A 24,625-nucleotide genomic window follows, 5' to 3' on the forward strand; every position below is an offset into this window, starting at 1 on the left:
TGGGCTAAGCTTGATGGAGCACACGTCTGGCAAACATAAGGGACAAACTAGAATAACCAAAAGAGGCAGGAAAAATCTAAGAGCCCTTTTGTTTAGAGTCATTATGCCGCTTGTGGCTAAGAATTCTGCTTTTAAAGCCTTACACGAATACTATACAAAACGCCCTGATAATCCATTGAAAAAGATGCAGTCACTGATAGCCTTATGTAATAAATTGATACGAGTGTTATTTGCAATCGGTAAGAAGCAGTTTGAGTTTAGTGAAGATAGAATGCTAAAGGATATTCCTCATATGACTGAATTGCCAAAGGTAGCTTAATTTTTCTCGATACTAGGAAAATAATATGGTTTTTAAGTAGATTATTTCAATAATTAATAGACATTTGAAGCACGGATTAGTCAGTAAATCAACTAAAATACGGACATTGATCCTGTCGGGCAGCATAACTGACATCTACCTCATGGAAAGGTTGGACGAAGGAATTTTGGAGCATAGACTCTGCGAGATATGGGAGGGTTGACCTCCATGAGAAATGTAGACATCCACCAGTGCGACCATACTTCAACTTAATATCCACTTTTTGGATAGAGGTGGTTTGGGTGCATACAGTCTTTTTTGCTTCTCAACTCCAAGATATACCTATAAAACAACTTTATCCCATGTTATCAATGTCTATTAAAAATGGATGACTATGAAATAGTGAGAAAAGGCTAGAAATCGAAAGATTTACCTTTCTATATAGAGGGAGTTTAGCTTTAATGTAAAATAATTAGCGGAATCCACTTCCGATACGATAGGGAGGAATTTATTACATAATAGGGGAATGATGATTCCTCGGAGTAATTGAAAGTGGATTCCTAGTGGTACCGAAAACAAGTCTTATAGATGGGATTTTAAGAGAGCTTCTGTTTTAAATCATAACGAAGACGGTACGTGATTTTCGCACCGTCTTCGTTAATTGATCCCATTTTTATTTACATCCCAAGATTTATAAAAAGTCTTTTGGCAGAAAAATGTCATCATAGATTTTAAGTTTTATACCGAGATAATAGACTGGACAACTCATCAAGATTCACTTTAAAGTTCCATTTTCCCTCCCAATCGGTTCCTCGTTCAGCATCGTTAATTAAATAGTAGTAATCGAAATTAAAGTAATTGAAAAATCGCTGATAAATATTATTAACATAGCTGTTAGACTGCAATTCCACAATTTTAGTACCAGGCCTGCAAAATATCAAGTTAGTTTCACCGGCTCCATGTGGTGTTATCACAACATCTGCTGAAGCAAATAAATTGACTTTTTCTGCAACTGATAATGAGCTTAGAGACACACTCTTAAAACCAAGAGGTTTGAGTAGCTCGATAACCTCAGTTTCATTGATAACCCTACGATAATGTGCATCAGTACGACTTATATACAATCTCTTATTGCGTTCCCAGTTATAAGGGAATTTAAATTTATTCATGAGTTTAGCCCGAACGAACTGCGCGCTCCATTTCGGATAATAAGACGTAACTCCGATCCAAGAAGTTACGATTAATTTTTTGGCTTCAAGATGAGTATCTGGAGTACATTCGATAATTTGATTCCTATCTATACCCAATGCAACAAGTGTTTCATATTGAAAAGTCTGAGACAATTTATTGAATACATATTTGTCAATTGGAATACCACTTTTCTGGATCAAGTGAATTCTAGGTAAGACATCAAAAAACCAATGGAAGTAATTTGTACTAGCAAGATCATAGGTTAAAACAGCAACTGTCTCAGAGGTGATTTGTTTGGGTGGTAAGGGTGTGGAGAATACATCTGTTTCTACCAAGGTGAAATCGCTGCAAATATCCAACAGTAATTTGTTGTTTGGAGTCAGGACGTAACCGTTTTCCTTTACCACTTTGCCTTGGCCGATCGCAGTAACATAAGCACTCCTAGAAGGGTGATATCTTTCTTGAAATTCGGGGTGCTCCATTCGTGTTAATGTTTTGCCTGCCTTAATAGGAAATTGATCATCTGAATAAATTTTTGTAACCATACCCTTGGTGTCGATGCCTATTGCTTCTAATTCTTTCACCCATTCTGATGTTGTCATGTATTGACCTGTTATATAATCCATTTAGACTCTCCTTTATTATTATGAAGGAAAAGTTCCTCACTGATATCTGTTTTGTTGTAGCAAGATCTCAATTATAACCATTATCTTTTAAGGCTTTCTTAACAGCTTCTATATAACGAAATTGGTTTTGTTTATCTGGCTCCAAATACGTTCCTTCCGCCCACTCATTCCATGCATTTATAAACAAAAATTCACTTTGGTATATGGTTTCTGCCCTTTTTATTTGCTCGCTCAGATATTTCTCAAACTTTTCAGGGGTGGCGCCTTGATAGATAGTAGCCTCGGTTCCCCTACGAGCAGTGTTATCCCAATCAAGAAAAGCACCAGGAAAGATTTTTGTATCGTCCCTGCTGTTTTTCCGACTGAGAATACACGACCAGATAGCATCATAATCTATCACTGCTTTTCTTTTCTTGTATCCAGAAACCATGCGCCAAATATTTGGACAGTTTGTATGCGCAGCTGTGTAATGTGGTTCAAATTCTACACTTGCATTAAAGCGTTCAAGCTTACTAAGCGGTAAATGACCATTCAATGTTCTGACAAAATAAATACCTTTTAAGCCGTTTTGCTTCGCTAAAATATCCCAGTAATCTAACATTTCTGAGCAGTTTGGAATACTTTCCGGTCTATAAATTAGAAATAAAGGTTTCTCCTCGACACAAATATATCGTTCATCTTGAAATGCATTTAAAAGGTAATCAAAATGTTCCTTCCAATCGTTTTCATTTCCATAGTGTTGTGGCATCAACACCTGATCATCTCTTCCATCCCATCTCCTAGTCCAAGGCTCATTAGCCCACGAGAGACAGAATGGAAAGTCTGGTTTACCCGTTCTTAAAACTTCATTAAAAGGTTTCTCTAGTAGCCTCTTTCCTTTAAACCAATAGTGATAATAGCAAAAACCATAGATCCCATACTTCTTAGCTATGTCAACTTGCCATTGCCTTACCAAAGGGTCTGTTAAATCATAATAAAAATCCTGATAGGGTTCTCGTGGCTGATAATGTCCTGGAAATAAAGGTTCTGCCTTTCGCGTATTTGTCCATTCAGTAAATCCATCTCCCCACCATTGATTATTCTCAGGAATTTCATGAAATTGTGGTAAATAAAAAGCTATCATTTTCATTTTTTTATTCTTGATCAAATTATTTTCTTTTTTGTGAGTGTTTATTTCTTCAAGTTGTTGAATATCCTTTTGCTTCGAAATGTGAGTCGAGATTCTCTCACTAAATATTTGGTTGTTTTCATGAGGATAACCGCTCCAATTTAAAACAAGCCCTTCTTCATCTCCTACTATCTCGTTATTCATACAATCGTTGATGAGATCTTCGCTTCTTGGATGATCCCATATTCGTAAATCTTTTACCGTTCCAACAAAAAAGCCATAGGGATCAAGTCCTCCAATCGTACCTGACGCATATACATCGTTCTTAGGACTTGTATATCCATTCTTCACAAACACTCCATTTATATAAAGGAAAGGTGTCTTATTTCTATAAACAATCGCAATATGAGTCCACTCTATAAGATTTGCATTATAAACAAGAGTAGCTGGAAAATAACAGTCCGTATGTTCCAATACAGTGACACCATTTGTACCAACAGATACTCCGGCACCCGCTTGGAGTAAATTATTTGGATGGCCTGGAAAGATAACATAGCGCTGTCCCTGAGTATTGTCGCCCAGTATCGATTGTTCAACCAAGCGATGATCCGCCTCTGGTTTCACCCAAAATTCATATGTGAAATTATTTTTTACTTTTTCATATAAGGGTTCGAGTTGAAGATGCATCTTACCATCAAAATGCAAGAACACTTTTTTTAGCATAATAATCCTCCAGTGCATTAATATGATTAATAAAATCTTTATTTTGACATTTATTTCTACTACAATCTTTTGAAATAGGACTACCAGTAATAAGATCATTATATCTTGGATGAAAATGAAATAATCTCTTGGTTTAATTTCATAATTCAAACTTACAATTATATACTATGTCAACAGACCTACGTTGTTAACGGCTGTACCATAGGTTAAAGTAGAAATTTTCTAAATCAAAAGAAATCTAAAATGGTGTATGAATTAATAATTTATAGCTTTAACAGCCTAATATATTTAGATGCGAACGTCATTCTATATGTTTAATTAATGGAAAAGAACGTAATGATATCATCATGACTTTTCTGATACGGATATAATTGTAATATACTAGAAGTAATATTTTTTTAAAGTGAGGATTCGAAAATGAATTTAAAAGATATTATTGAAACTGGTAGTTTTACCTTACATGTATATGAAATCCTGTGATGGGAACTATTCACCAACGGATGTTGTTGAAAAAGCAAAGAGGCTCGGTTAAAGACGATCGCGATTATAGATCATGACACCCTTTTAGGTGATAGAAGAGCTGAAAGGGCAGATAAGAAGTTCGAGTAATTCTAGCAATTGTGCTTAGTACGAAGTATAAAGGGAAAAGTATTGATATATTTTAACAATACTGCAGGGGGAGATCTAGAAACATTCTGCTACGAATGCGTAAAGGACGAGAGGGAAGAGCGAAACGAATAATTAAAAAATTTATTGATTTAGGCTTCTCTATTTCATTAGAATATCAAACTGTGTTTGATGAATAATATTTAGCAGACGGGAAACCTTGCGCGCTTGATAAAATGATCTTATCGTCAAGGAGGGGTTCCATCTTATTCAGCAGGCAGGAGAAAAAGCTGTTCTAGCGCATCCCGTTTATATTGGGGACGACCAACTCGTCCGATAATTGTTAGCTTTTTGATTTGATAGAATTGAAGTATGGCATCGTAGCCAAAATAAGATTCATAATGAGCAGTATAAAAAGATGGCAGAAGAATTTAAACTTTTATTGACAGGTGATTCAGATTTTCATAACGATAACCATCAATTAGGGCAATTTGGAATGAAGTAATATAATATTGAATTTCATTGCATTTAATAAAGTCATTATTACTATGATATAAAGAGAAAAAAGAGTAGTTCTCCTATTAGAACAACTCTTTTAGGAACCTGAAATTGTATTAATCATTTTAGTTAATCGATGATGAAATGTATGCTCTAGTAACACTCGTTGCCGTCCTTTTTCTTTAATATCTTCCCTCATTTTGTCGTTTTTGAAAAAGTGAACCACTTTCTCTAGCAAGTCCTGTTGACTTTTAAATGAAATAATTTCTTCGCCTTTTAAAAAATGCGTTGTTAAATCCTCTTTATGCTCGATTAATTGAAACCCACCGCAAGCTGCAATGTCAAAGGTACGATTATTAACACTTTGATTATTAACTCCAATTCTATTTTCATTCATTTCTTCATTATATGATCGATGTGTATTTAAAACGATTTTTGCATTTGAATAGTAAGTAGCAACTTTCTGGGGCGGAAGCCAACCTCTTATAATCTGCAATTGGTCAGATTCTTCTAAATGCTCTTGCCAACCACCTGACACAATAATTCGATAAGAAGATTCTTTTAATAATTTCTTTATGATTGTAACCCTGCTTCGATAAGGGTAACCAATTAAACAAATGTCACTCACATATTTTTTTTTGAAGCTTTTAGGAGAAAAGGTATTTGGATCGGTACCTAAAGGTAAATGATAAACGTTGTTGAAGCCTTGCAAGTGATAATATTTGAGAGCTGCGATATCGATCGTAAAAACATAATCGTAGTTAGGGAGGTGTTTTATTGCTCGATCAATATAATAGGGGTCTTCTGTCAACCATAGGGCTATTTTAAATTTCATTTTTTTAAGCCATTGAAGCATTTCTGATGGAAGTTTATCTCCAACTAAGGTTAGTACAATGTCTGGTTGAAACAATCTGCATTCCGACTTTAAGTGTGAAAGTCCCTTAGAAAGCTTAAAACTTTTAGCTTTAACATGCTTAATATTGTTTAATTCTTTGAGGATACATTGATCAAAAAAAGTATATATTTTTCCATAGCCAGAAGAAATGTATAATACCTTCATAATTTTTAACCCCTAATAAAGTTTTAAAAATATCTCTGTACTTTTGAGATATTAATCACTAGATCATTCATACCAACTATGGCTGTATTAATTCATACAAAGGTAGTTTAATGTCAGTAAATTTCAATGAAGAGATTCAGAGCATTGGGTTATTTCATTAACTGAAATAACCCAAAGATCGCATAAAATCGTCTTTAATAATTAATAATAATCTGATTTAAAGCAGCTCCGCCCTGTTGTAGTTCCTGACAATAAGCAAAGCCACTCACAACAATAGAATTTCCTATCTCAGGTGGTGAAAGTGTAAGATCAAAGTTTGAAAAGCTTATTTGTTCACCCGGATCAATAGTCGTTTGGTTTGCAGGTTTTAACCAGTGCTCTCCATTATTTTTGATTTTTTCTCTCCAATTATCATGAATATAGACCCACTCTTCTGTTGCTGATTCATCAAAGATACGGTCATCTTCCTTATCACGAGAATAAAGTTTAATCTTACCACCTAACTTTCCGCCTTCCGAAGGTGTAACACGAATACAGATAATGGGTGTTGTTAAAGGTTGATTACCTGTGTTTTTTAAAATAAAACTCCCAATCACAAGGACATTTTCCTCTTCAGGCTTCGGTAAAATGGTTGAATAGCTAAAATACACTTGACATTCAATTCTTGATTCTTCTACCTTCTCTTGAGGTTTATTCTCATTCTTTTCCAGAGCTTCTTTTAGTTGTGTATAGCCTTTCTTGTTATCTTGTAACTGTTTTTCATAAGAGTTAAGTTGTTGTTTATAACGAGAGATTTCAGAACGATAATGAATGATTTTTTGTTGTAATTGTATAATAGAATCGTTTTGAAGTGATTGCTGAGCTTTTTTTGGCATAAAGCTGACCCTCCTTCATTATATAGTTATATAGATTGTATGTAGGAAAGAGAATGACGATTATCAAAAAAATAATAAGAAGGGAGAGTAAATCCTCTCCCATAATCAAAAAATTAGCACTTGCGTTTAACTGAACCCGGGAAAATTTCTGGGCATTGTGGTGGGAAAACATCTACAGGACATAGAACATCTTCGACTGGAAGCTCTTGACGAGGCTTACAGATCGCTGCTTCTATCTCTAACTTTACAGGTGCTTCCATTTGTACATCTAAGCACAACAAGATAGAGATATCAAGCTGTTGAAAATTATCATCACAAATAACATCGGCATCACATTGGAAGTATGTTATATGACATTGTACTTCGGTTCCTTCTGGAGCACATAAGAAGAATGTTTGCGCAGTTGCAAATTGAATAGGTTCAGTTTTACAAATAATTTGCTCATTAGCATCTCTAATGACTACTTGAACTAATCCTTTTACAAGAACCTTAACTTTTTCAAGTGTAACTGTTTCTCCTGTAGGAAGAGTTACAGTTACTGGCTGTCTTCCATTGTGTTGTCTGATTTCTTGACAGAGAATAGAATCCTCAATTAAATCACAATGTACTGTAAACCCAGGGTGGGCTTCTAAAAATTCACAAAGATCCTCTGGTGGTGTGAATCCGTTAGTTACACAGTCGAAAATGTTATTTAATTCATCACCATTGAAACTCATGAGTGGTAAATCGACTTGGCGTGTTACCCAGTCATACACTTTTGGAACTTTAATACAAACTTTATGCTTATCATGGCTCATAATTGTTATACCTCCTTAAATTTTCACCCATTATAATAAATTTTAGTATTAATTATAATGGGTAGCGAACTACTGTATCCTATGAAGCTCATGGTTAAGTGTGCAGGGTTCAGCGTAAATTTTGTTCAATAGGCATATCCCTAGAAATAAGTCAAGGTTGCCAATCATAAGTATGTATAAAGAGAATACTGAAAGACGGAGGGATAATTAATGAATAAGGGTGAAAATCAACGGAAACAAAGCACGAATGACCCTATTTTACTGAAGCAAAAGTTAATCCATGTTCAATCTGAGCTTGCTCTCTATAAAGCGAAAGTAAAAGATTATCAAAATAATTATCACTATCGTCAATTAGAAGAGTTAAAAGAAGAAAACATTAAATTGCATTATGAACTGGAACAAAATAATGAGGTTTTAAATGAGAAGGATAGTTCAATAGAACGTTTAAATAAACAACATTTCCAACTGAGTGAGAAGTTAAAGGGAAAAAGCAGTGAAAATAAAAACTTACAAAATGACCTTGAGCAACTGAGTCAGGAATTAAAGGGAAAAAGCAATGAAAATAAAAACTTACAAAATGACCTTGAGCAACTGAGTCAGGAATTAAAGGGAAAAAACAATGAAAATAAAAACTTACAAAGTGACCTAGAGCAACTGAGTCAGGAATTAAAGGGTAAAAGCATTGAAAATGAAAATTTAAAAGAAAAACTTAAACAAATGAATCGGGAATTAAAGGAGAGAACTATCAATAATAAAAACGTAAAAATGCAACTGGATAAAGAGCAAGAAGCTGGTAAAAAAGTTCAAGAAACCATGGATAGTCACATTATAAAGTATGAAGAATCATCTCAGTTGGTATTAGAGTTAAAGGAATCACTTGATGTTAAAAATAGTGAAATCGATGAGTGGATAAAAGAAGTAAAAAAACTGCAAGAAAACTTAAAAGAAAAAGAAGAATTTATAAAAAAAATTGAACAACGAGAAACAAATTTGCAGAATCAAGAAGAAGATGAATCATGGTTTATTCGAAATTTAAAAGAAAAAAAGGCAATTAGTGGAGCTAAGCCAAACGGTCAATACACCGAGCAGGCCGATTCTGTATTTCTTTCAAATAAGAAAACGGAAAATAAAGAATAAGATGACAGAAAGTTAATGGTACTCCATGAAGGAGAGTACCGAACAGTTTATACCCAATTTTAAATAATGTGACCATGAAAGAATACATTTTGTACACCTTGACTTGTAAAAAAACATAAACTAATTGTAACTTCAAGTTTAAAGGTGGAATGTATATGAAAGAAAAGAAGATTAGAGGAGCATATGCTTCACCAATCTATTCAACAAGGCCAAAGGTAAGAAGTAATAGGAAAAAAAATACTTCTCATCCTACCACTTATAGTACTTCAGGGCGTTCCTTTTCAAGCGGTTGTAATTGTGGAAAACAATATAAAACAAAATAAATAATGTACTCAGGCTAAGTTATTTTCTAGCCTGAGTTTTTTAATAACCTTAATGTAAATGTTGTCTAAAATAATATTCATATCACTTATATAGATTTTCATAAATGAAAATGCGATTACCAAACATTAATGGTGTACTTTTGTTGGTTGGCAGTCCCTGTCATTTGCAATCTTCGACTTAAGGGTTGTGAATACAATAATCTAAAACGAACCATCGTGGAGTTGGCTGTTTAGAGCATGAACGACATCAACCGGTTGGCTGGTTGGCCGTCATTTTCAGCTAGGAAATCGTATTAATTTTTAACTTGTTGGATTAATAATTTGAAAACTTCAACTATCAATTTCGTTTAAAAGACAAGGCGGTTTCCCCCCACGAAGTCCTTTCACTAAGTTTTCAGCTGCCAGTTTAGACATATTGTACTCGCATTCAGTGGTGGACGAGCCTATATGTGGCAAGGTGACGATATTTCTTAATTGAAGTAATGGATTATCTTTAGGGGTTGGTTCTTCAGTGAAAACATCAATACCAGCTGCATGAATGTCACCATTTATTAAAGCGTAATATAAAGCTTCTTCATCAACATTCTTACCTCTGGAGCCGTTAATGAAAATGGCTGAATTTTTCATTTGCTTAAATTGCTCAGCTCCCATTATTTTCACCGTTTCTTTGGTAGCAGGAACCATTAAACAAACAAAGTCAGATTGCTCTAAAAGTTTGTCCAATTCACAATAGGTTGCTTGATATTTCTCTTCTGCTTCTTTATTTTGAGAGCGGTTGTGATAGAGAATGTTCATCCCGAACCCATAGTGTGCTCGCTGTGCAATAGCGCTACCAATACTACCCATTCCAATTATACCTAATGTTTTATGATGAACATCTATACCATACTGTTCAGGTTGCAAAGAGATGTTCCATTGACCTGTTTTAACAATGTGATCTAATTCAGGGATTCTTCTTGCAGTTGCAAGCAAAAGTCCGAATATGGCGTCAGCCGTTGTTTCATTTAAAACGCCTGGTGTGTTCGTTGCCATTATCTTTCTTTTAGAAAGTTCTTTTAAATCTAAGTTGTCATATCCAACCGAAACATTACAAACAATTTTTAGGTTAGGAGCAGCATCTAATAATTCCTTTGTTATGTTTAATGCTAAGCCAATAATTCCATCTGCTTCTTTTAATGCTTGTTCAAATGTTTTGTCCCCCAGATATTCATGATTACTGAAGGTTGTAACTTGAAAATCTTTCTCCAACTCATTTATGACACGATCATCAACTCTCATATAAACTAGTATTTTAGGTTTCATGGCAATCCTTCCTTTAGAGGCGAGTAAAATAATATAGTAAAACATTAACATACATCTTGTATGGAACCAATGCTGATGTAAAAAGTATAGGTTTTTCGGTGAAATATGGTATGCTTCTTTCGTAATGAAATTGATCACATGGGAGGTCATTAATGATGGGATTTTTTGATGGGATAATGGGAAACGCATCAGAAGTGAGCATTAGTGAGGTGGAAAAAGAGTTTTCAAAAGTTCTCACAAATGATGAAAGAATAGAAAAAGCCTATAAACTGATTCGAGATTTATTTATTTTTACTAATAAGCGTTTAATCCTTGTCGATAAACAAGGAATGACAGGAAAGAAAGCTGAAATCCACTCCATTCCTTACAAGAACATCATACATTTTAGTATTGAAACAGCTGGGAATTTTGACTTGGATGCAGAACTAAAAATTTGGGTATCTGGTACTTCGACACCAATCCAAAAGCAATTCAATAAGAGCTTAAATATATACGAAGTGCAAAGGGTATTGGCTGATTATGTTTTATAAGTAATTTCTAGGAAATGCAAATGGTCAACTAGGAATTTAGAGCTAATATTTAGAAAAGTGTTTTATTATTCCTACATTTGCTATATACTGGCAATGTAAACAATTTAATAGAATAACTAGGGGTGTCCAATAAGTTGGGCTGAGAGACGAGCGCGTTAAAGCTTGTCGACCCTTTGGACCTGATCTGGCTCATACCAGCGTGGGGAAGTTTAAGAAATCATCAATTTGATGCTACTTCTAATTAAGCCGGGTCCAACCAACTATTATTGGTTCCCGGCTTTTTATGTATCTTCATCCTTACTTCTTCCTTTCTTATGTTCTAGATCTCGTCCTTTCTATTTAAAAAAGGAGAGATTTAAATGACAACATCTTCATTGAATGAAAAAAACATTTCCATCATGTCTAGTTTTTCAGGTAGTAAAAAAGTGTATGTCAAAGGTTCAAGGCCAGACCTGTTAGTACCGATGCGTGAAATTGAATTAAGTCCGACCACAGGTTCCGTTGGTGAAGAGGAAAATCTTCCTGTACGGGTTTATGACACGAGTGGTCCTTATACTGATCACAATTATTCTGTTGATATTACAAAAGGGCTGCCTGCTATTCGCAGTAATTGGATTCAGGAACGGAACGATGTCGAACAATATCAAGGACGTGATATTAAGCCTGAAGATAATGGCTATATCAATAACGATGATCCACGTGAAAATGACCTTGTGTTTCCAGGGCTGAAACGTAATCCAATGCGTGCAAAACAAGGGAAGAATGTAACACAACTTCATTATGCTAAAAAAGGAATTATTACGCCTGAAATGGAATTCATCGCATTGAGAGAAAATTTAGATCCTGATTTTGTGCGTGAAGAGGTGGCAAAAGGTAGAGCGATTATTCCGGCTAACATCAATCACCCTGAAACGGAACCAATGATTATCGGACGTCAATTCCATGTGAAGATCAATGCGAATATTGGTAATTCAGCGGTTTCTTCTTCCATTGAAGAAGAAGTTGAAAAGATGACTTGGGCGACTCGTTGGGGTGCTGATACGATGATGGATTTATCGACAGGGAAAAATATTCATACGACACGTGAATGGATCATCCGTAATTCAGCAGTCCCAGTAGGAACCGTTCCTCTTTATCAAGCATTAGAGAAAGTAAAAGGGATTGCTGAAGATTTATCTTGGGAGATATACAGAGATACCTTAATTGAGCAAGCAGAGCAAGGTGTCGATTATTTCACGATTCACGCGGGTGTTCTCTTAAGATACGTTCCGTTAACCGTCAAGCGATTAACAGGTATCGTTTCTAGAGGTGGCTCAATTATGGCCCAGTGGTGCTTACATCATCACCAAGAAAATTTTTTGTACACTCACTTTGAAGAGATTTGTGAGATTATGAAGGCTTATGATATTTCATTCTCATTGGGAGACGGCCTTCGTCCTGGTTCAATCGCAGATGCAAACGATGAAGCACAATTTGCGGAATTAGAAACGCTTGGTGAATTGACAAAACGAGCATGGCAACACGATGTACAAGTAATGGTTGAAGGACCTGGCCATGTACCGATGCATTTAATAAAGGAAAATATGGATAAACAGCTAGAGATGTGTCATGAAGCACCATTCTATACATTAGGACCTTTAACAACTGATATTGCACCAGGTTACGATCATATTACTTCAGCGATTGGGGCGGCCATGATTGGTTGGTTCGGAACGGCGATGCTTTGTTATGTAACTCCGAAAGAGCATTTAGGTTTACCAAATCGAGAGGATGTACGTGAAGGCGTGATTACATATAAGATCGCGGCGCATGCAGCCGATTTAGCCAAAGGACATCCAGGGGCACGTGTACGGGACGATGCATTATCAAAAGCTCGTTTTGAGTTCCGTTGGAGAGATCAATTTAACTTAGCTTTAGACCCTGAACGTGCGATCGAGTATCATGATGAAACTCTGCCAGCTGAAGGAGCAAAAACAGCTCATTTTTGTTCAATGTGTGGACCGAAGTTTTGTAGCATGAGAATTTCTCATGACATTCGCCAGTATGCAAAAGATAATAAACTCGAAACAACTGAAGCAATTGAAAAAGGAATGAAAGAAAAGGCAGAACAATTTAAAGAGTCAGGTGGAGAGATTTATCAGTAAAAGGGTCCTAAAGGAGGTTTTGCCGATGCAAGTCCATAATGTTCAGGAAAAAATTGGTCAATTGAAAAACCAACTTACTTATTGGGAAAGTCATTTAAAAGAAATACAAAACAAGTGTAATCATGACTATCAAACAGATTCATTTTATAAAAAGTGTTTGAAGTGTCAAAAAACAGAAGCGTTATACTATTAAACTTAAAGTGCTCTATTTAAAATTTGCACGAGTCATTTAGCTACGAAGTTCATAAGATAGAAAAGAGACACAGGGGTATTATAGCTCTTGTGTCTCTTTATTTAACTGCTGACGTTCTTCTGGTGTAAACATTCTTGAACTCGCTTTAAAAATCGTTTTCCTTCCGGGCCTTCAAGTGAAAACACTCCTCGATAACCTTCGACTACAATAATCAGTTAAGTATGTTTCCTATATTCGTATTGCGCTGAACTATTATAAAAGCTATTTCGCCTAGTAATGTACCGCTATCGCCAATGGTAAATTCATTGTCGGTACAACGGTGAACTTCCATAACTAGATTCTAAGTAAAGAGAATTTTTCCTTAAGTGTTTCATCACTATGGGCTGCATGGAGCCGTTCAATTGTCAAACTTGCCGAAAATTGGGCTAGTTTAGCTTTTTTTAGGCAGTTATATTAGTTGCATTATTCTATTTACCATTAGATAGATTATAGGGACATTGCTAGTAACAATTAAAGAGTATGTGATATATCTTTTTCTGTAGACGGTAGAGCCTATCAAAAAGGTTTGGTATTAGAACGGTCACTAGTATGAATTTGATCCTTTTAATAGTAGAAGATTGGTTGAGGAAAGGGACTTTTGGGTTTCATCGACATAGAGGGATAAAAACGGTTACATATTTGATAGACCACAAATTTGAACATAAAGATAATTCAGGTGGTGAAGGTATTTTACAAGCAAGAGATGTTCAGTGGAATCATTCAGAATTGAGTGCCTTTTTCAGTAGCCTTCTCCTTTATGAAGTCTTTTTTAACTCTTTAAGGAATTTTTTTCACAATTTGCTCTATTAATGGAAAATTTCTGTTATTATTTCATAGAAGGAGTGGGATTGTTATGCAAGTTTTCCAACGTATATATGAAGCAATCATGCTCCTACTTGTCATGGTAACCATTATGACGCTTTGGTTAGAACACTCTTCGAACCCATTTATAAATTGGGTTGTTTGGTTTATTTTTTTTGTTGATTTTTGTGTTCGTATGTTTAGATCACCTAATAAATGGATCTTCATTAAAGAAAATCCATTTTTGTTAATAGCGATTATTCCATTTGATCAATTTTTTCAAATAGCAAGACTTGTTCGAATCATGTATCTCTTTCGAATGAAAACCATCACGAAATTCTATATACATCCGATAATGATGAAAATATCTTATCATTCTAAATTACTGATTTTAATGTTGGTGTCAGTTTTTTTAATACTCGAGTCCTTGATTATCCAGTCTTTAGAAGAAAATATTACTACGTTATCGGAAGCTTTCTATTATGTTTTCCTTCAACTTTTCTTTTTTGGACAACATACAATCGAAGTGGAGAAAGTGATCAGTCTTACTCTTTTTGTAAGCACGGCCGTAATCGGAGTCTTGCTTCATGGAATAGCTCTTCAGTGGTTTTTTACTAAAGTAAACTTGTATTTTCAGAAGTACAAGAAAAATAAAAAAAATGAAAAAAATGAAAATTGTTCTAATATAAGCAGCGGCTAAAAAAAGAAAAAAGGTGAGAGTAAGTTGTCAAAAATAAGTGTCATAATTATCTATCTTTCTAGCAGTTTCATCTGGTTTAATGTCAGTGAATATACGTTCGTTCATTTGCTCAATCTTAATCCTAATTCGAATGTTCGCGAATTTATCTTTGTTATCTGTACAGCTATCTTTATCTATTATTTACTAATAAAAAAAGAAAAGCTTGTAACAGCTAAAAAAGAAGAACATAAAATTTCCTCTCTCATGAATGCCATGGTAGACTTTGTTAATTTCAAGGACGGAGAAGGAAGATGGTTAACATGTAATACATTTGGTCTTGAACTATTTCAACTAGGTAACGTTGACTACAAAGGGAAAAAAGACTCTGAATTGGCACAATACACGGATTTTTATGGAGATGCTCTAAGGTATTGCGAGATCTCAGATGAAGAAACGTGGCGGGAAGGTACTATTAATCGGTGCGAAGAAACAATTCTGCTTCCGAATGGGAAAACAAAAACGTTTGATACGATTAAAGTTCCGTTGTTCGATGAAAAAGGAGATCGTGAAGCACTTGTTGTAATGGGACGGGATATTACCGAACGGAAAGAAGCGGAGGAACAATTACTTGTCAGCCAAATGAAATACAAATCTTTATTTGAACACAGTCCTGATTTAATTTACATGACAGACTTAAATGGGGTCGTTACTAATTCGAATGCTCAAATTACAGCTATTAGTGGATACTCTATTGATGAGTTAATTGGACAACCTATTTTGAAGTTCATTGCTGATCAAGATAAAGACAGGGCAGATTATGCGTTTCAGATGGTCTTGCAAACGAAAAAAGCTTGTTCGAAGTCTCATGTACATGTTAAACATAAAAATGGAAAAATGCTGTCATTGGATTGTACGTATGTTCCGATTATTGTCAATAATGAGGTCATCGGTGTAACTGGTTTCAGTAGAGATGTAACGCAATTAATCGAGACTGAAAATCGATTACGAAAAGCAGAGAAATTATCTGTTGTCGGCGAGCTAGCCGCTAGTGTTGCTCATGAAATAAGAAACCCTTTAACAGCATTAAAAGGATTCGTTCAACTGTTTAAAATGGAAGATAATGGTCCAGATCGATTTTACAACATCATGTTACAAGAGCTTGATCGTATTAATCAAATCGTCGGTGAATTACTTGTCCTTTCTAAGCCCCAAGAAACGAAATTTACAATTTGCAATATTGAGGAGATTATGGAAGATGTGATTGGTTTATTACAATCGCAGACAAATCTGTACGGTTCAGAATTGAAACTTGAATTTGAGAATTCTTTGCCAATGCTCGACTGTGAAGCGAATTTATTAAAACAGTTATTTATAAATATTATTAAGAATGCAACCGAGGCTTCGGCTAAAAGTATAACGATTCAGATAAAAAAAGACAGGGACGAACACCTTAGTATAACCATTATAGATGATGGTTGTGGCATTGCTGAAGATCGGATAAATAAACTAGGTGAGCCGTTTTACTCCAGTAAAGAAAAGGGAACGGGATTGGGTCTAACCGTCAGTTTTAAAATTGTTGAAGAACATCAAGGAACGATTCAATATGAAAGTGAAATTGGGAAAGGGACGACCGTTAAAGTTAGATTGCCACTTTCTAAATCGGAAGACAAACTAGTAAATAAACATACGTAAGGGAGTTCATTAGAACTTCCTTTTTTATAGCGTAAAAGCGGTAGTTGAAAAGTTTTTACGAACCCATAAAAACCTAGTAAATTTCTTAGAAGAATGTATTTTTCATAAAGATAAGAATTTATAAAATTTGAATTAAAATTCAAGCAGTGTGAAAGTAGTTCAAAGAAGCTCTCTAGACAACTCAACGAAGGGCAATGGCTCCGCACGTTGCGCGCCTTTTAGGAGAAGGGCATTCCTAAAAGGCTTAAAATCAAGGCAACGGCTCCGCTCATTGCTTATAAGAAAAGACGGCTGCGCCGTTTTTCTTATTTTTTGTAACCTTTTTGTAAGACTTATCGTTTCATAAGTAAAGAAAGTGAGATCGATTGAATTCGGAGGTTAATAACGATGGAAGAACAACTAATTGAACGTGCGAAACAAGGAGATGATGAGGCCTTCCAGCAGTTAATCGAAGGGCATCTAAAAACGGTTGAAAAGTTTGCTTTTCAAATTGGGGTGTCCCCTAGTCATATTGAAGACGTCACCCAAGAAGTTTTCTTGAAAGTTTATCGTTTTATTCATAAACATAATCGAGGTAAATTTACAACATGGCTTTACTCAATCACATTAAATGTAATCAGAGACTTTTACCGAAAAGAAAAACAAATGAAACGAAAAACAGTGGAACTTCAGAAGTATGCAACACAACAAACGTATATTAGCGATAATTTTGATGAAGAGGCGCAAGAGTTACATCAAATGATTCATCGATTAGATGATAAGTATAAGGTTCCAATCGTTCTTCATTTCTTCCATGGACAAAACTATCAAGAAATTGCAAAGGTATTGGGTGTAACGGAAGGCGCAATTAAAACAAGAATCTTAAGAGCGAAACAAAAGCTGAAGGCAGAGTATGAAAAAGTAGGTGAGCAGCTATGAGTCATAATAACAATTTTGATAAAACAATGGAACGACTGAATCAATACTACGATCAAATGCCAACACAATCGTCCGCTGCGAACATCATGGGAAATATTAAGAAAAAGAAAAAGCGAAATTGGGCTAGATATTATCAGCGCTGGCAAGTAGCTGCTTTAATTGTACTCATGATTGGAATTGGGTATGTGTTAGGAGTCAGTCAACTAGCTAGTCAAAAGGAATCTGCTCATCAAACAGAGTTAAGCGCTGATCGGGGATTGCCAGAGGAAAGCATGAGTATCGCAGCGATTGAAGAAACCGAGGAGTCAGAAGTTTTCAATGCCGATGATGCAGAGGTTAGAGAAATTCCAAAGGAACTTACTGATGATCAGGATTCTATGCCACTTGAAATAACCAATGAAGAAGGTATGCCAGAGGTTATCCAGGTGAAACCGTTTGAGGATGAAATCTTTGGTTTTACAACGAGATATGATGAACGTTTGGTAATAGAAGAAGTGGACAATAATGAGGGTAGAGCGATTCAATGGTTTGCTAATTATGGTAATGGAAAAATTGAACCAATTGTTTTTGAAATTTTTCAAATTAACAATGAAGGTAGTCATACTGAGCAACTTGACCTATACCGGAAGATGATGAGTGAACATGGATATACGGAGGTCGAATCGGATAACTACCTAATGTCTATAGGGCTACCTGCTGAAGGAATTGTAGAAATGAAATTTGAAAAAGATGGTTTGAACGCACATGTTGTCCAAGTTGAACAAGGTGAGAATATTTATTTCTTTAAGACAAGTTCGTTTGCTAATGACAACCCATTTATTGAGTATTCAGAAGGGTTTGGAAGACATGTTAAAGTTATTTTTGATGAATTTAGCTGGACATACAACTAACAAAGAAAAGAGGCGACTGTAGACATAAGTAGTTCCGATAATGGAGAAAAAGTAAAAGAACCGTATAAATACGAGTGAAATAACAAAACAATTAGCACAAAAGCGCTTGGATTATTATTTTAATCCAAGCTTATATATTTTATTTAAGATACGACTCCGATAAACATTTAAGTGATTACTATCGTACTCGTACTTTAAGTGTACTTCTTCACTTTTCTATATGTATTTTAACATAAAATGACAATTATCTTTTGAAGTTTATTAACATAGCAAATAGCATTCCTTTTAACATACCAATTATACATTGACAACAGCTATTGTCATGAATGGATTTATTATGTTATTTGCAAGGCAATTTCATATGTTTAAAATAAAATCATTTATATGTTATTTCTCCACCAAAACGGAACTACTTACTTAGACAGTCAGCCTCTTTTCTTTGTTCTTTATCTAGATTGTAGTAACATATACCATATAAAGGGTTTACATACTAGCGTATCGAAGGGAGTATATATTAGATGAAGGCTTATAAATCAAGAGAAGAAGTCCCGTTAAATGAAAAATGGAATTTAGCTGATATTTATCCCGACCTATCTGAGTGGGAAAAGGACTTACAATTAGTTGAAGAACGAACAGAAAAATTAAAAGAATTTGATGGGAAGATTACTGATGCAAAAACGTTGTATGAGTATTTAACCTTAAGTGAAGAAATCGGTTATACGTATAAAAAGCTTTATGTCTACACGATGTTTCAAGTCGATATTAATACAAGAGATACAAAGGCCCAATCGTTACAAGAGCGGGCGAAATCGCTTGGGGTAAAGCTTAGTTCAGCCACATCTTTCTTCATGCCTTATTTATTAAGTCTTGAAGAAAAAACGTTAAAAGCTTATATTAAGGAAATTGATGGTTTAAGTTATTTTGAGGAAGATTTACTTGAATCATTTCGTTATAAAAAGCATGTGCTAACAAAAGAAAAGGAAGAAGTTCTTTCTCTGTTAGGAGAATCACTCTCTGCCCCGAGTAATACGTATGGCATGATTAATAACGCTGATATTAAGTTTGGTGAAGTTACAAATAAAGATGGCAAAAAAGTTGAATTGACGAGGGGAATGTATTCAAAATTAATCGAGGACGATAATCGCGAGGTTCGTAAAGAAGCATACAAAGCATACTACAAGCCTTATGTTCAGCTTAATAACACAATTGCCTCAACGCTTTCTGCTACTATAAAAAACAACGTTACCTTATCAAAAATGCGTCAATACTCGTCAGCATTAGAGAAGTCACTTTTTTCAGATATGGTTCCTACTGAAGTATATGAAAATTTGATAAACGCAACAAAAGCGAATATTGAGCCACTGCATCGGTATACGAAGATTCGCAAAAAAACGTTAGGACTAGAAGAGTTACGCCAGTACGACTTAAATGTCCCCTTAGTAAAAGACGTTAAAGAAGATATATCGTTTGACGAAGCATATGATTTGATGTTGAAAAGCCTAGCTCCACTTGGAAAAGAATATGTAGAAGCGTTACGCGACTTTAAAGATAAACGCTATTTTGATGTAAGAGAAACTCCAGGTAAAAGGTCGGGTGCTTATAACCTTGGACTTTATGGGGTTCATCCGTTTGTCTTATTAAATCATCAGGATGATCTAGATAGTTTATTTACACTTGTACATGAATGTGGTCATGCGATGCATTCTTGGTATTCATCTAATCATCAACCACAGATTTCAGCAGGTTATTCGATTTTTGTTGCTGAAGTTGCTTCAACGGTAAATGAAGTGTTGCTCATTCGTTATTTACTTAAAAATACCGAAGATGAGAAAATGAAAAAGCATCTCCTTAACCATTTTATTGACAGTTTTAGAGGGACATTATTTACACAAGTCATGTTTTCGGAATTTGAAAAGGTCACACATGAAAAAGCTGAAATTGGTGAGCCATTAAACGCGGAAGTATTAAATGACGTTTATGAAAAAATCTTTCAAGAATATAATGGAGATGAGATTGTATTTGACGAAGAAGTCAAATATGGTTGGTCCCGTATTCCTCATTTTTATCGTCCCTTTTACGTCTACAAGTATGCAACAGGTTATGCTTCTGCTATTCATATTGCAGATCAACTACTTGAAGGGAAGCCGGAGACACTTGAGAATTATTTAACGTTTTTAAAGAGTGGGAGTTCGGACTATCCATTAGAACTACTTAAAGCTACGGGTGTTGATTTGACAAAGCCAGAACCAATCCAGAATGCGTTAGCCATATTTGGTGACTTAGTTGATGAGTTTTCATCTTTATAAAAGTTTCTATAGACCTACATTTTTAATGTGTAGGTCTTTTTTATGTATTTTTTTTGGTTTCAAATCGCATCTTAATAAATAGCTGTATCACATTCAAAAGAAAAATTAATGTGGTAGAAGGAGATTGTTATGACTGAGAAGAAGACCAAGGGTTTAGTCATATTAGCGATAGGATCCATTCCTCTAATTATGACTTTGGGAAATTCAATGCTTATCCCAATATTACCAAAAATGGAAACAGAACTCGGTATTACAGCATTTCAAGCTAGTTTAACGATAACGATTTTCTCGATAACAGCCGCTATCTCGATCCCGATATTGGGTTATATGTCTGATCGATTTTCGCGAAAATCGATCATCGTGCCGGCACTGATTGTATATGGTGTTGGGGGTTTATTAGCAGGTGTCGCTGCTGCTTGGTTTAACAATTCTTATATGTGGATTATGGTAGGACGGGCTTTACAAGGTATAGGAGCAGCAGGAACAACACCGATTGCCATGGCTCTAACAGGAGATTTGTTTAAAGGAGGTTCACAAAGTAAGGTACTCGGGATTGTGGAAGCCTCAAATGGCTTTGGGAAAGTAATTTCTCCGATTGTCGGTTCGCTTTTGGCGTTGTTAGTTTGGTATGGCCCGTTTTGGGGTTTTCCAGTATTTGTTCTAATATCTGTTTTACTTACAGTTTTCTTTGTGAAAGAAAAAAAGAAAAAGAAAGAAGCTCCTCCACTTGGGAAGTATGCGAAAGGATTGCTTTCGGTATTTAAACATGAAGGTAGATGGTTGTTCACAGCTTATTTAGCAGGTGCAACGTGTTTATTTACTCTTTTCGGGATTTTGTTTTATTTATCGGATACCCTAGAAACAGAGTATAATATTGATGGAGTTTTAAAAGGTTCGATCTTAGCCATTCCTTTGTTGTTTATGATGATCACTTCATTTGCAACCGGAAGTAAAATTGGTAAAGATTTAAAAAGAATGAAAAAACTAATTGTATTTGGGTTTTTATTAATGACAGCATCGTTTGCAACATTAACCTTTTTTGAGAAACTATGGCCTTTTATTGCTGTTCTAGTCGTCTCTAGTATTGGGACTGGTTTAGTTCTGCCTTGTTTGAATAGTTTAATTACAGGATCTGTTGGGGCTGCAAGAAGAGGGTTTGTGACATCCCTTTATGGCTCTGTTCGATTCTTAGGAGTTGCAGCGGGACCACCTATCTTTGAATCATTAATGAATTGGTCAAGAACAGGGATGTTTTTAGCGACAGCAGGGTTAACACTTTTAGTTGGGCTCCTTAGTTTTCTTTTGATTCATGTGAAAAATCAAAAAGGATCGAAGGAAGAAGATAGTAGTGAGGCTCATACTTTATTTAAAAAACTTCAACTAACGACAGAATAACTAGGAGGAACCAACTTGCAAATTTATTTTTCTCCCGAATTTATAAAAGAAGATTCTCAAGTTTTAAATATCGTAACTGATGATAATAAACCTGTAGGGTATTTGGCTTTTTTAATGGAAAAGGAAAAGAAAAAGATGTATGTATATGGCTTGTTACAAGAAGAAGGAGTTTGTGAAGATTTTAAAGATTTAGTGAAACCATACTTAGACGGGCTTTCGAAATTAAAGCCAGAACTAGAAGTGTATTCATACTTATCAGTAGGTGGAAAGAAAGTAGAGCTTGAAGCAGAAAGCAAGAAAAAAGAAGAATAGGCAATCTTTTAAATAAATGAGCGACACCACCCCTTGTGTGAACACGCACTTATAGGCACTTAGATGAATACCATATCCTAGCTAAAACTTGGGGGGCTAGGATATGGATTTTTTCTTTTTCTGGCAAATATTTGAGATACACCATATACTCGTGCTTGTGATTGGGTTAGTTCTAGGTATTGTAATTGGTGCGTTACCAGGATTAACGCCGACCATGGGTGTAGCCTTAATGATTCCTTTTACGTTTTCACTAGGACCTACTGAAGGTCTAATTTTATTAGGGGGCATTTATTGCGGTAGTGTATTTGGAGGATCGATACCAGCTATTCTATTTAATGTTCCAGGTGCACCAGCAAATGTAGCCACGACTTTCGATGGCTATCAAATGACGAGACAAGGTCAATCAAGAAAGGCGTTAGAACTAGCAACGATATCTTCAGTCATTGGAGGACTGTTTGGTATGTTTTTGTTGCTCTTTTTTGCACCAGTATTTGCAAGTTTCTCATTAAAGTTCGGACCGACTGAGAGCTTTTGGATTGCAATATTCGGGATTACAGTAATCGCAGCTATATCCGAAGGCTCCGTTTCAAAAAATCTCATCGGTGGATGTTTAGGGATAGCTTTGTCCTTTATTGGAATTAGCACGATTACTGGAATGGCTCGTTTTACATTTGGATTTGACAGTTTAGTTGGGGGATTGCATATGGTCGCGGTTCTGATCGGACTATTTGCCTTTCCTCAAGCCCTTAGATTAATTGAAACGTTACGGGATAAGCATGATGAACGTACTGTTACACATAAAACAACAAAATCAACGATTAGAGAATCATTTGGAGATGTTATAAAACGTCCTAAGGCAGTGACGTTAGGGAGCGGGATAGGGGCATTTATTGGAATGGTACCAGGCGCAGGGGGGAATATCGCCAGTTTACTAGCCTACAATGAGGTGAAAAGATTCTCGAAGAACAAGAAACGATTTGGAAAAGGAGAAAAAGATGGCGTTATTGCATCTGAAAGTGCAAATAATGCCATGGTGGGTGGGTCACTGATCCCATTACTTACACTTGGCATCCCAGGTTCACCAACAGCAGCTATTTTTTTAGGGGGACTGCTAATCCATGGAATTTGGCCAGGAAATAATCTCTTTGTTGATCATGCGGGGGTTGCTTATACTTTTTTATATAGTATGATTGCGGCACAAGTCCTGTTGTTATTTGTAGGACTTGCGATGATTAGATATATGACAAAATTAATTCATATTCCCGCTTATTTTATGGCGCCAGTTATTTTGTCTTTTTCTATTATTGGAGCCTACACGACTCAAAATAATGTGTTTGATATTTATACCGTTGTGTTAATCGGGCTTTTTATGTTTTTTCTCCAGAAATTCGATTTTTCACCTGCTCCTGTTGCGTTAGGTTTTATACTAGGAACGATAGCAGAGCAGGGACTTATGCAAGGCTTACAACTAGGAGGAGCAAAAGGTTCAGCCCTGTCATATTTTTTTACGGGTAGTTGGAATGTCGTTTTGTATGGATTAGTTGTAATAACGGTTGCCATCGCCATCATGCAAAACGTGAAAAAGGAAAATGGAAAAAGCATTCAATCGAAAATCAAAGTACATTCATGGAGGGAATTTCTGTCTCTTAGTTCATTGTGTTGGTTAGGATTTAGTGGAATCGTTTTACTGTGTTTTTACTTGATGTTTGATTTATCTTTTCAACAAAGGCTTTTCCCTCAAATTACGTTCATCTTTTTATTTGTGCTATCGGTCATTGAATGCATGAAAAGTTGCTTCAGTCAAACAGGAGGATCGACTAAAAAGAGATCGTCTGAATTAGTTTCCTTGATAGGAATTATAATGTTTGTCTCTGTCATTAGTTTATTAACGACACTGATTGGATTCTATCTACAAGTGCTAATCCTAATGGTAAGCATACCTTTGTATATTTACTTTAAAGGTAAGAAAGAAATCTCTATTAAGAAAATTTTAGTTGTTAGTTTATCTTTCACCTGCATTTTGTACGTAATTTTTACTATTTTATTAAGTGTACCGTTACCTAATTTCTTTTAGTTGTAAGTATTTACTTTTATAGAGATTGTTCAAAAGGGATGGTTTTGCTCTTATTACAATCTCTAAGAACGTTGCCATCAACCTTTTAGTTCAAAGAAGCACACTCAA

At 35.3% G+C, this 24,625-nt stretch carries 21 protein-coding genes, 2 pseudogenes and 1 riboswitch; of the genes and pseudogenes, 15 read left to right on the forward strand and 8 right to left on the reverse strand.

Annotated features, from left to right (window positions below; all coding sequences use genetic code 11):
- Positions 1-319, forward strand: a 319-nt coding sequence (locus LDX58_RS21910) for a transposase (RefSeq protein ID WP_227939400.1), incomplete at its 5' end; no start/stop codon positions are given.
- Between the two features lie 710 nt (positions 320-1,029).
- On the opposite strand, the gene LDX58_RS21915 is transcribed toward LDX58_RS21910, so the two are convergent.
- The 6 genes and pseudogenes from LDX58_RS21915 to LDX58_RS21940 all read right to left on the reverse strand — a co-directional run bounded on the left by LDX58_RS21915 (position 1,030) and on the right by LDX58_RS21940 (position 7,782).
- Entirely contained in the window at positions 1,030-2,115 is a 1,086-nt protein-coding gene (locus LDX58_RS21915; protein ID WP_227939402.1) for a glycosyltransferase family 61 protein, read from the reverse strand.
- 67 nt (positions 2,116-2,182) lie between these two features.
- Positions 2,183-3,244, reverse strand: coding sequence for a glycosyltransferase WbsX family protein (locus tag LDX58_RS21920; RefSeq protein WP_227939501.1), 1,062 nt, complete (start codon positions 3,242-3,244; stop codon positions 2,183-2,185).
- A gap of 204 nt (positions 3,245-3,448) precedes the next feature.
- A pseudogene (locus LDX58_RS21925) lies at positions 3,449-4,045 on the reverse strand (LamG domain-containing protein); the annotation flags it as partial.
- A 1,102-nt stretch (positions 4,046-5,147) separates the two neighbouring features.
- Entirely contained in the window at positions 5,148-6,110 is a 963-nt protein-coding gene (locus tag LDX58_RS21930; protein ID WP_227939404.1) for a CgeB family protein, read from the reverse strand.
- A gap of 194 nt (positions 6,111-6,304) precedes the next feature.
- Positions 6,305-6,985, reverse strand: coding sequence for a gp58-like family protein (locus tag LDX58_RS21935; protein ID WP_227939406.1), 681 nt, complete (start codon positions 6,983-6,985; stop codon positions 6,305-6,307).
- A gap of 113 nt (positions 6,986-7,098) precedes the next feature.
- Entirely contained in the window at positions 7,099-7,782 is a 684-nt protein-coding gene (locus tag LDX58_RS21940) for a BMQ_0737 family morphogenetic spore coat protein (RefSeq protein ID WP_227939408.1), read from the reverse strand.
- Positions 7,783-7,992: 210 nt separating this feature from the next.
- On the opposite strand from LDX58_RS21940, the gene LDX58_RS21945 reads away from it, so the two are divergent.
- Both LDX58_RS21945 and LDX58_RS21950 read left to right on the forward strand, forming a co-directional pair.
- Entirely contained in the window at positions 7,993-8,919 is a 927-nt protein-coding gene (locus LDX58_RS21945) for a coiled-coil domain-containing protein (protein ID WP_227939410.1), read from the forward strand.
- 155 nt (positions 8,920-9,074) lie between these two features.
- Entirely contained in the window at positions 9,075-9,242 is a 168-nt protein-coding gene (locus LDX58_RS21950) for a hypothetical protein (RefSeq protein WP_227939411.1), read from the forward strand.
- Positions 9,243-9,572: 330 nt separating this feature from the next.
- Here the strand turns inward: LDX58_RS21950 and LDX58_RS21955 are convergent, their stop codons facing one another.
- Positions 9,573-10,544 (reverse strand): 2-hydroxyacid dehydrogenase, encoded by a 972-nt coding sequence (locus LDX58_RS21955; RefSeq protein WP_227939413.1) that lies wholly within the window; start codon positions 10,542-10,544, stop codon positions 9,573-9,575.
- A gap of 155 nt (positions 10,545-10,699) precedes the next feature.
- On the opposite strand from LDX58_RS21955, the gene LDX58_RS21960 reads away from it, so the two are divergent.
- From LDX58_RS21960 to LDX58_RS21970, 3 genes are all read left to right on the forward strand, one after another.
- Positions 10,700-11,074: a PH domain-containing protein gene (locus LDX58_RS21960; protein WP_227939503.1), complete on the forward strand. Its 375-nt coding sequence runs from the start codon at positions 10,700-10,702 to the stop codon at positions 11,072-11,074.
- A 108-nt stretch (positions 11,075-11,182) separates the two neighbouring features.
- A riboswitch (TPP riboswitch) is annotated at positions 11,183-11,297 on the forward strand.
- A 136-nt stretch (positions 11,298-11,433) separates the two neighbouring features.
- Positions 11,434-13,218: a phosphomethylpyrimidine synthase ThiC gene (thiC, locus tag LDX58_RS21965; protein ID WP_227939414.1), complete on the forward strand. Its 1,785-nt coding sequence runs from the start codon at positions 11,434-11,436 to the stop codon at positions 13,216-13,218.
- 25 nt (positions 13,219-13,243) lie between these two features.
- Positions 13,244-13,411: a serine protease gene (locus tag LDX58_RS21970; RefSeq protein WP_227939423.1), complete on the forward strand. Its 168-nt coding sequence runs from the start codon at positions 13,244-13,246 to the stop codon at positions 13,409-13,411.
- A 78-nt stretch (positions 13,412-13,489) separates the two neighbouring features.
- Here LDX58_RS21970 and LDX58_RS21975 read toward each other — a convergent pair.
- A pseudogene (locus tag LDX58_RS21975) lies at positions 13,490-13,715 on the reverse strand (DUF779 domain-containing protein); the annotation flags it as partial.
- Positions 13,716-13,999: 284 nt separating this feature from the next.
- Here LDX58_RS21975 and LDX58_RS21980 point away from each other — a divergent pair.
- The 9 genes from LDX58_RS21980 (at position 14,000) to LDX58_RS22020 (ending at position 24,517) form a co-directional block, all read left to right on the forward strand.
- Positions 14,000-14,260, forward strand: coding sequence for a pirin family protein (locus LDX58_RS21980; RefSeq protein ID WP_227939425.1), 261 nt, complete (start codon positions 14,000-14,002; stop codon positions 14,258-14,260).
- A 43-nt stretch (positions 14,261-14,303) separates the two neighbouring features.
- On the forward strand, positions 14,304-14,951 hold the full coding sequence (locus LDX58_RS21985) for a transporter (RefSeq protein WP_227939427.1): 648 nt from the start codon (positions 14,304-14,306) through the stop codon (positions 14,949-14,951).
- A 24-nt stretch (positions 14,952-14,975) separates the two neighbouring features.
- Positions 14,976-16,622 (forward strand): PAS domain-containing sensor histidine kinase, encoded by a 1,647-nt coding sequence (locus tag LDX58_RS21990; protein ID WP_227939429.1) that lies wholly within the window; start codon positions 14,976-14,978, stop codon positions 16,620-16,622.
- A gap of 387 nt (positions 16,623-17,009) precedes the next feature.
- A complete protein-coding gene (locus tag LDX58_RS21995) occupies positions 17,010-17,540 on the forward strand; it encodes an RNA polymerase sigma factor (RefSeq protein WP_227939431.1) in 531 nt (176 codons plus the stop codon).
- Positions 17,537-18,430, forward strand: a complete 894-nt coding sequence (locus LDX58_RS22000; RefSeq protein WP_227939434.1) for a hypothetical protein — start codon at positions 17,537-17,539, stop codon at positions 18,428-18,430. The genes LDX58_RS21995 and LDX58_RS22000 overlap by 4 nt, the downstream gene beginning before the upstream one ends.
- A 518-nt stretch (positions 18,431-18,948) precedes the next feature.
- A complete protein-coding gene (gene pepF, locus LDX58_RS22005; protein ID WP_227939440.1) occupies positions 18,949-20,736 on the forward strand; it encodes an oligoendopeptidase F in 1,788 nt (595 codons plus the stop codon).
- Between the two features lie 129 nt (positions 20,737-20,865).
- The gene (locus tag LDX58_RS22010; RefSeq protein WP_227939441.1) at positions 20,866-22,131 is read left to right on the forward strand and encodes an MFS transporter; all 1,266 of its coding nucleotides are present in this window, start codon (positions 20,866-20,868) and stop codon (positions 22,129-22,131) included.
- Positions 22,132-22,146: 15 nt separating this feature from the next.
- Positions 22,147-22,443: a hypothetical protein gene (locus tag LDX58_RS22015; RefSeq protein WP_227939442.1), complete on the forward strand. Its 297-nt coding sequence runs from the start codon at positions 22,147-22,149 to the stop codon at positions 22,441-22,443.
- Between the two features lie 103 nt (positions 22,444-22,546).
- Complete coding sequence (locus tag LDX58_RS22020; protein WP_227939443.1) at positions 22,547-24,517, forward strand: tripartite tricarboxylate transporter permease; 1,971 nt, start codon at positions 22,547-22,549, stop codon at positions 24,515-24,517.
- Positions 24,518-24,625 lie beyond the last annotated feature (108 nt).

Source organism: Alkalihalobacillus deserti, assembly GCF_020734105.1.
Classification (GTDB): Bacteria; Bacillota; Bacilli; order Bacillales; family Bacillaceae_D; genus Halalkalibacter; species Halalkalibacter deserti.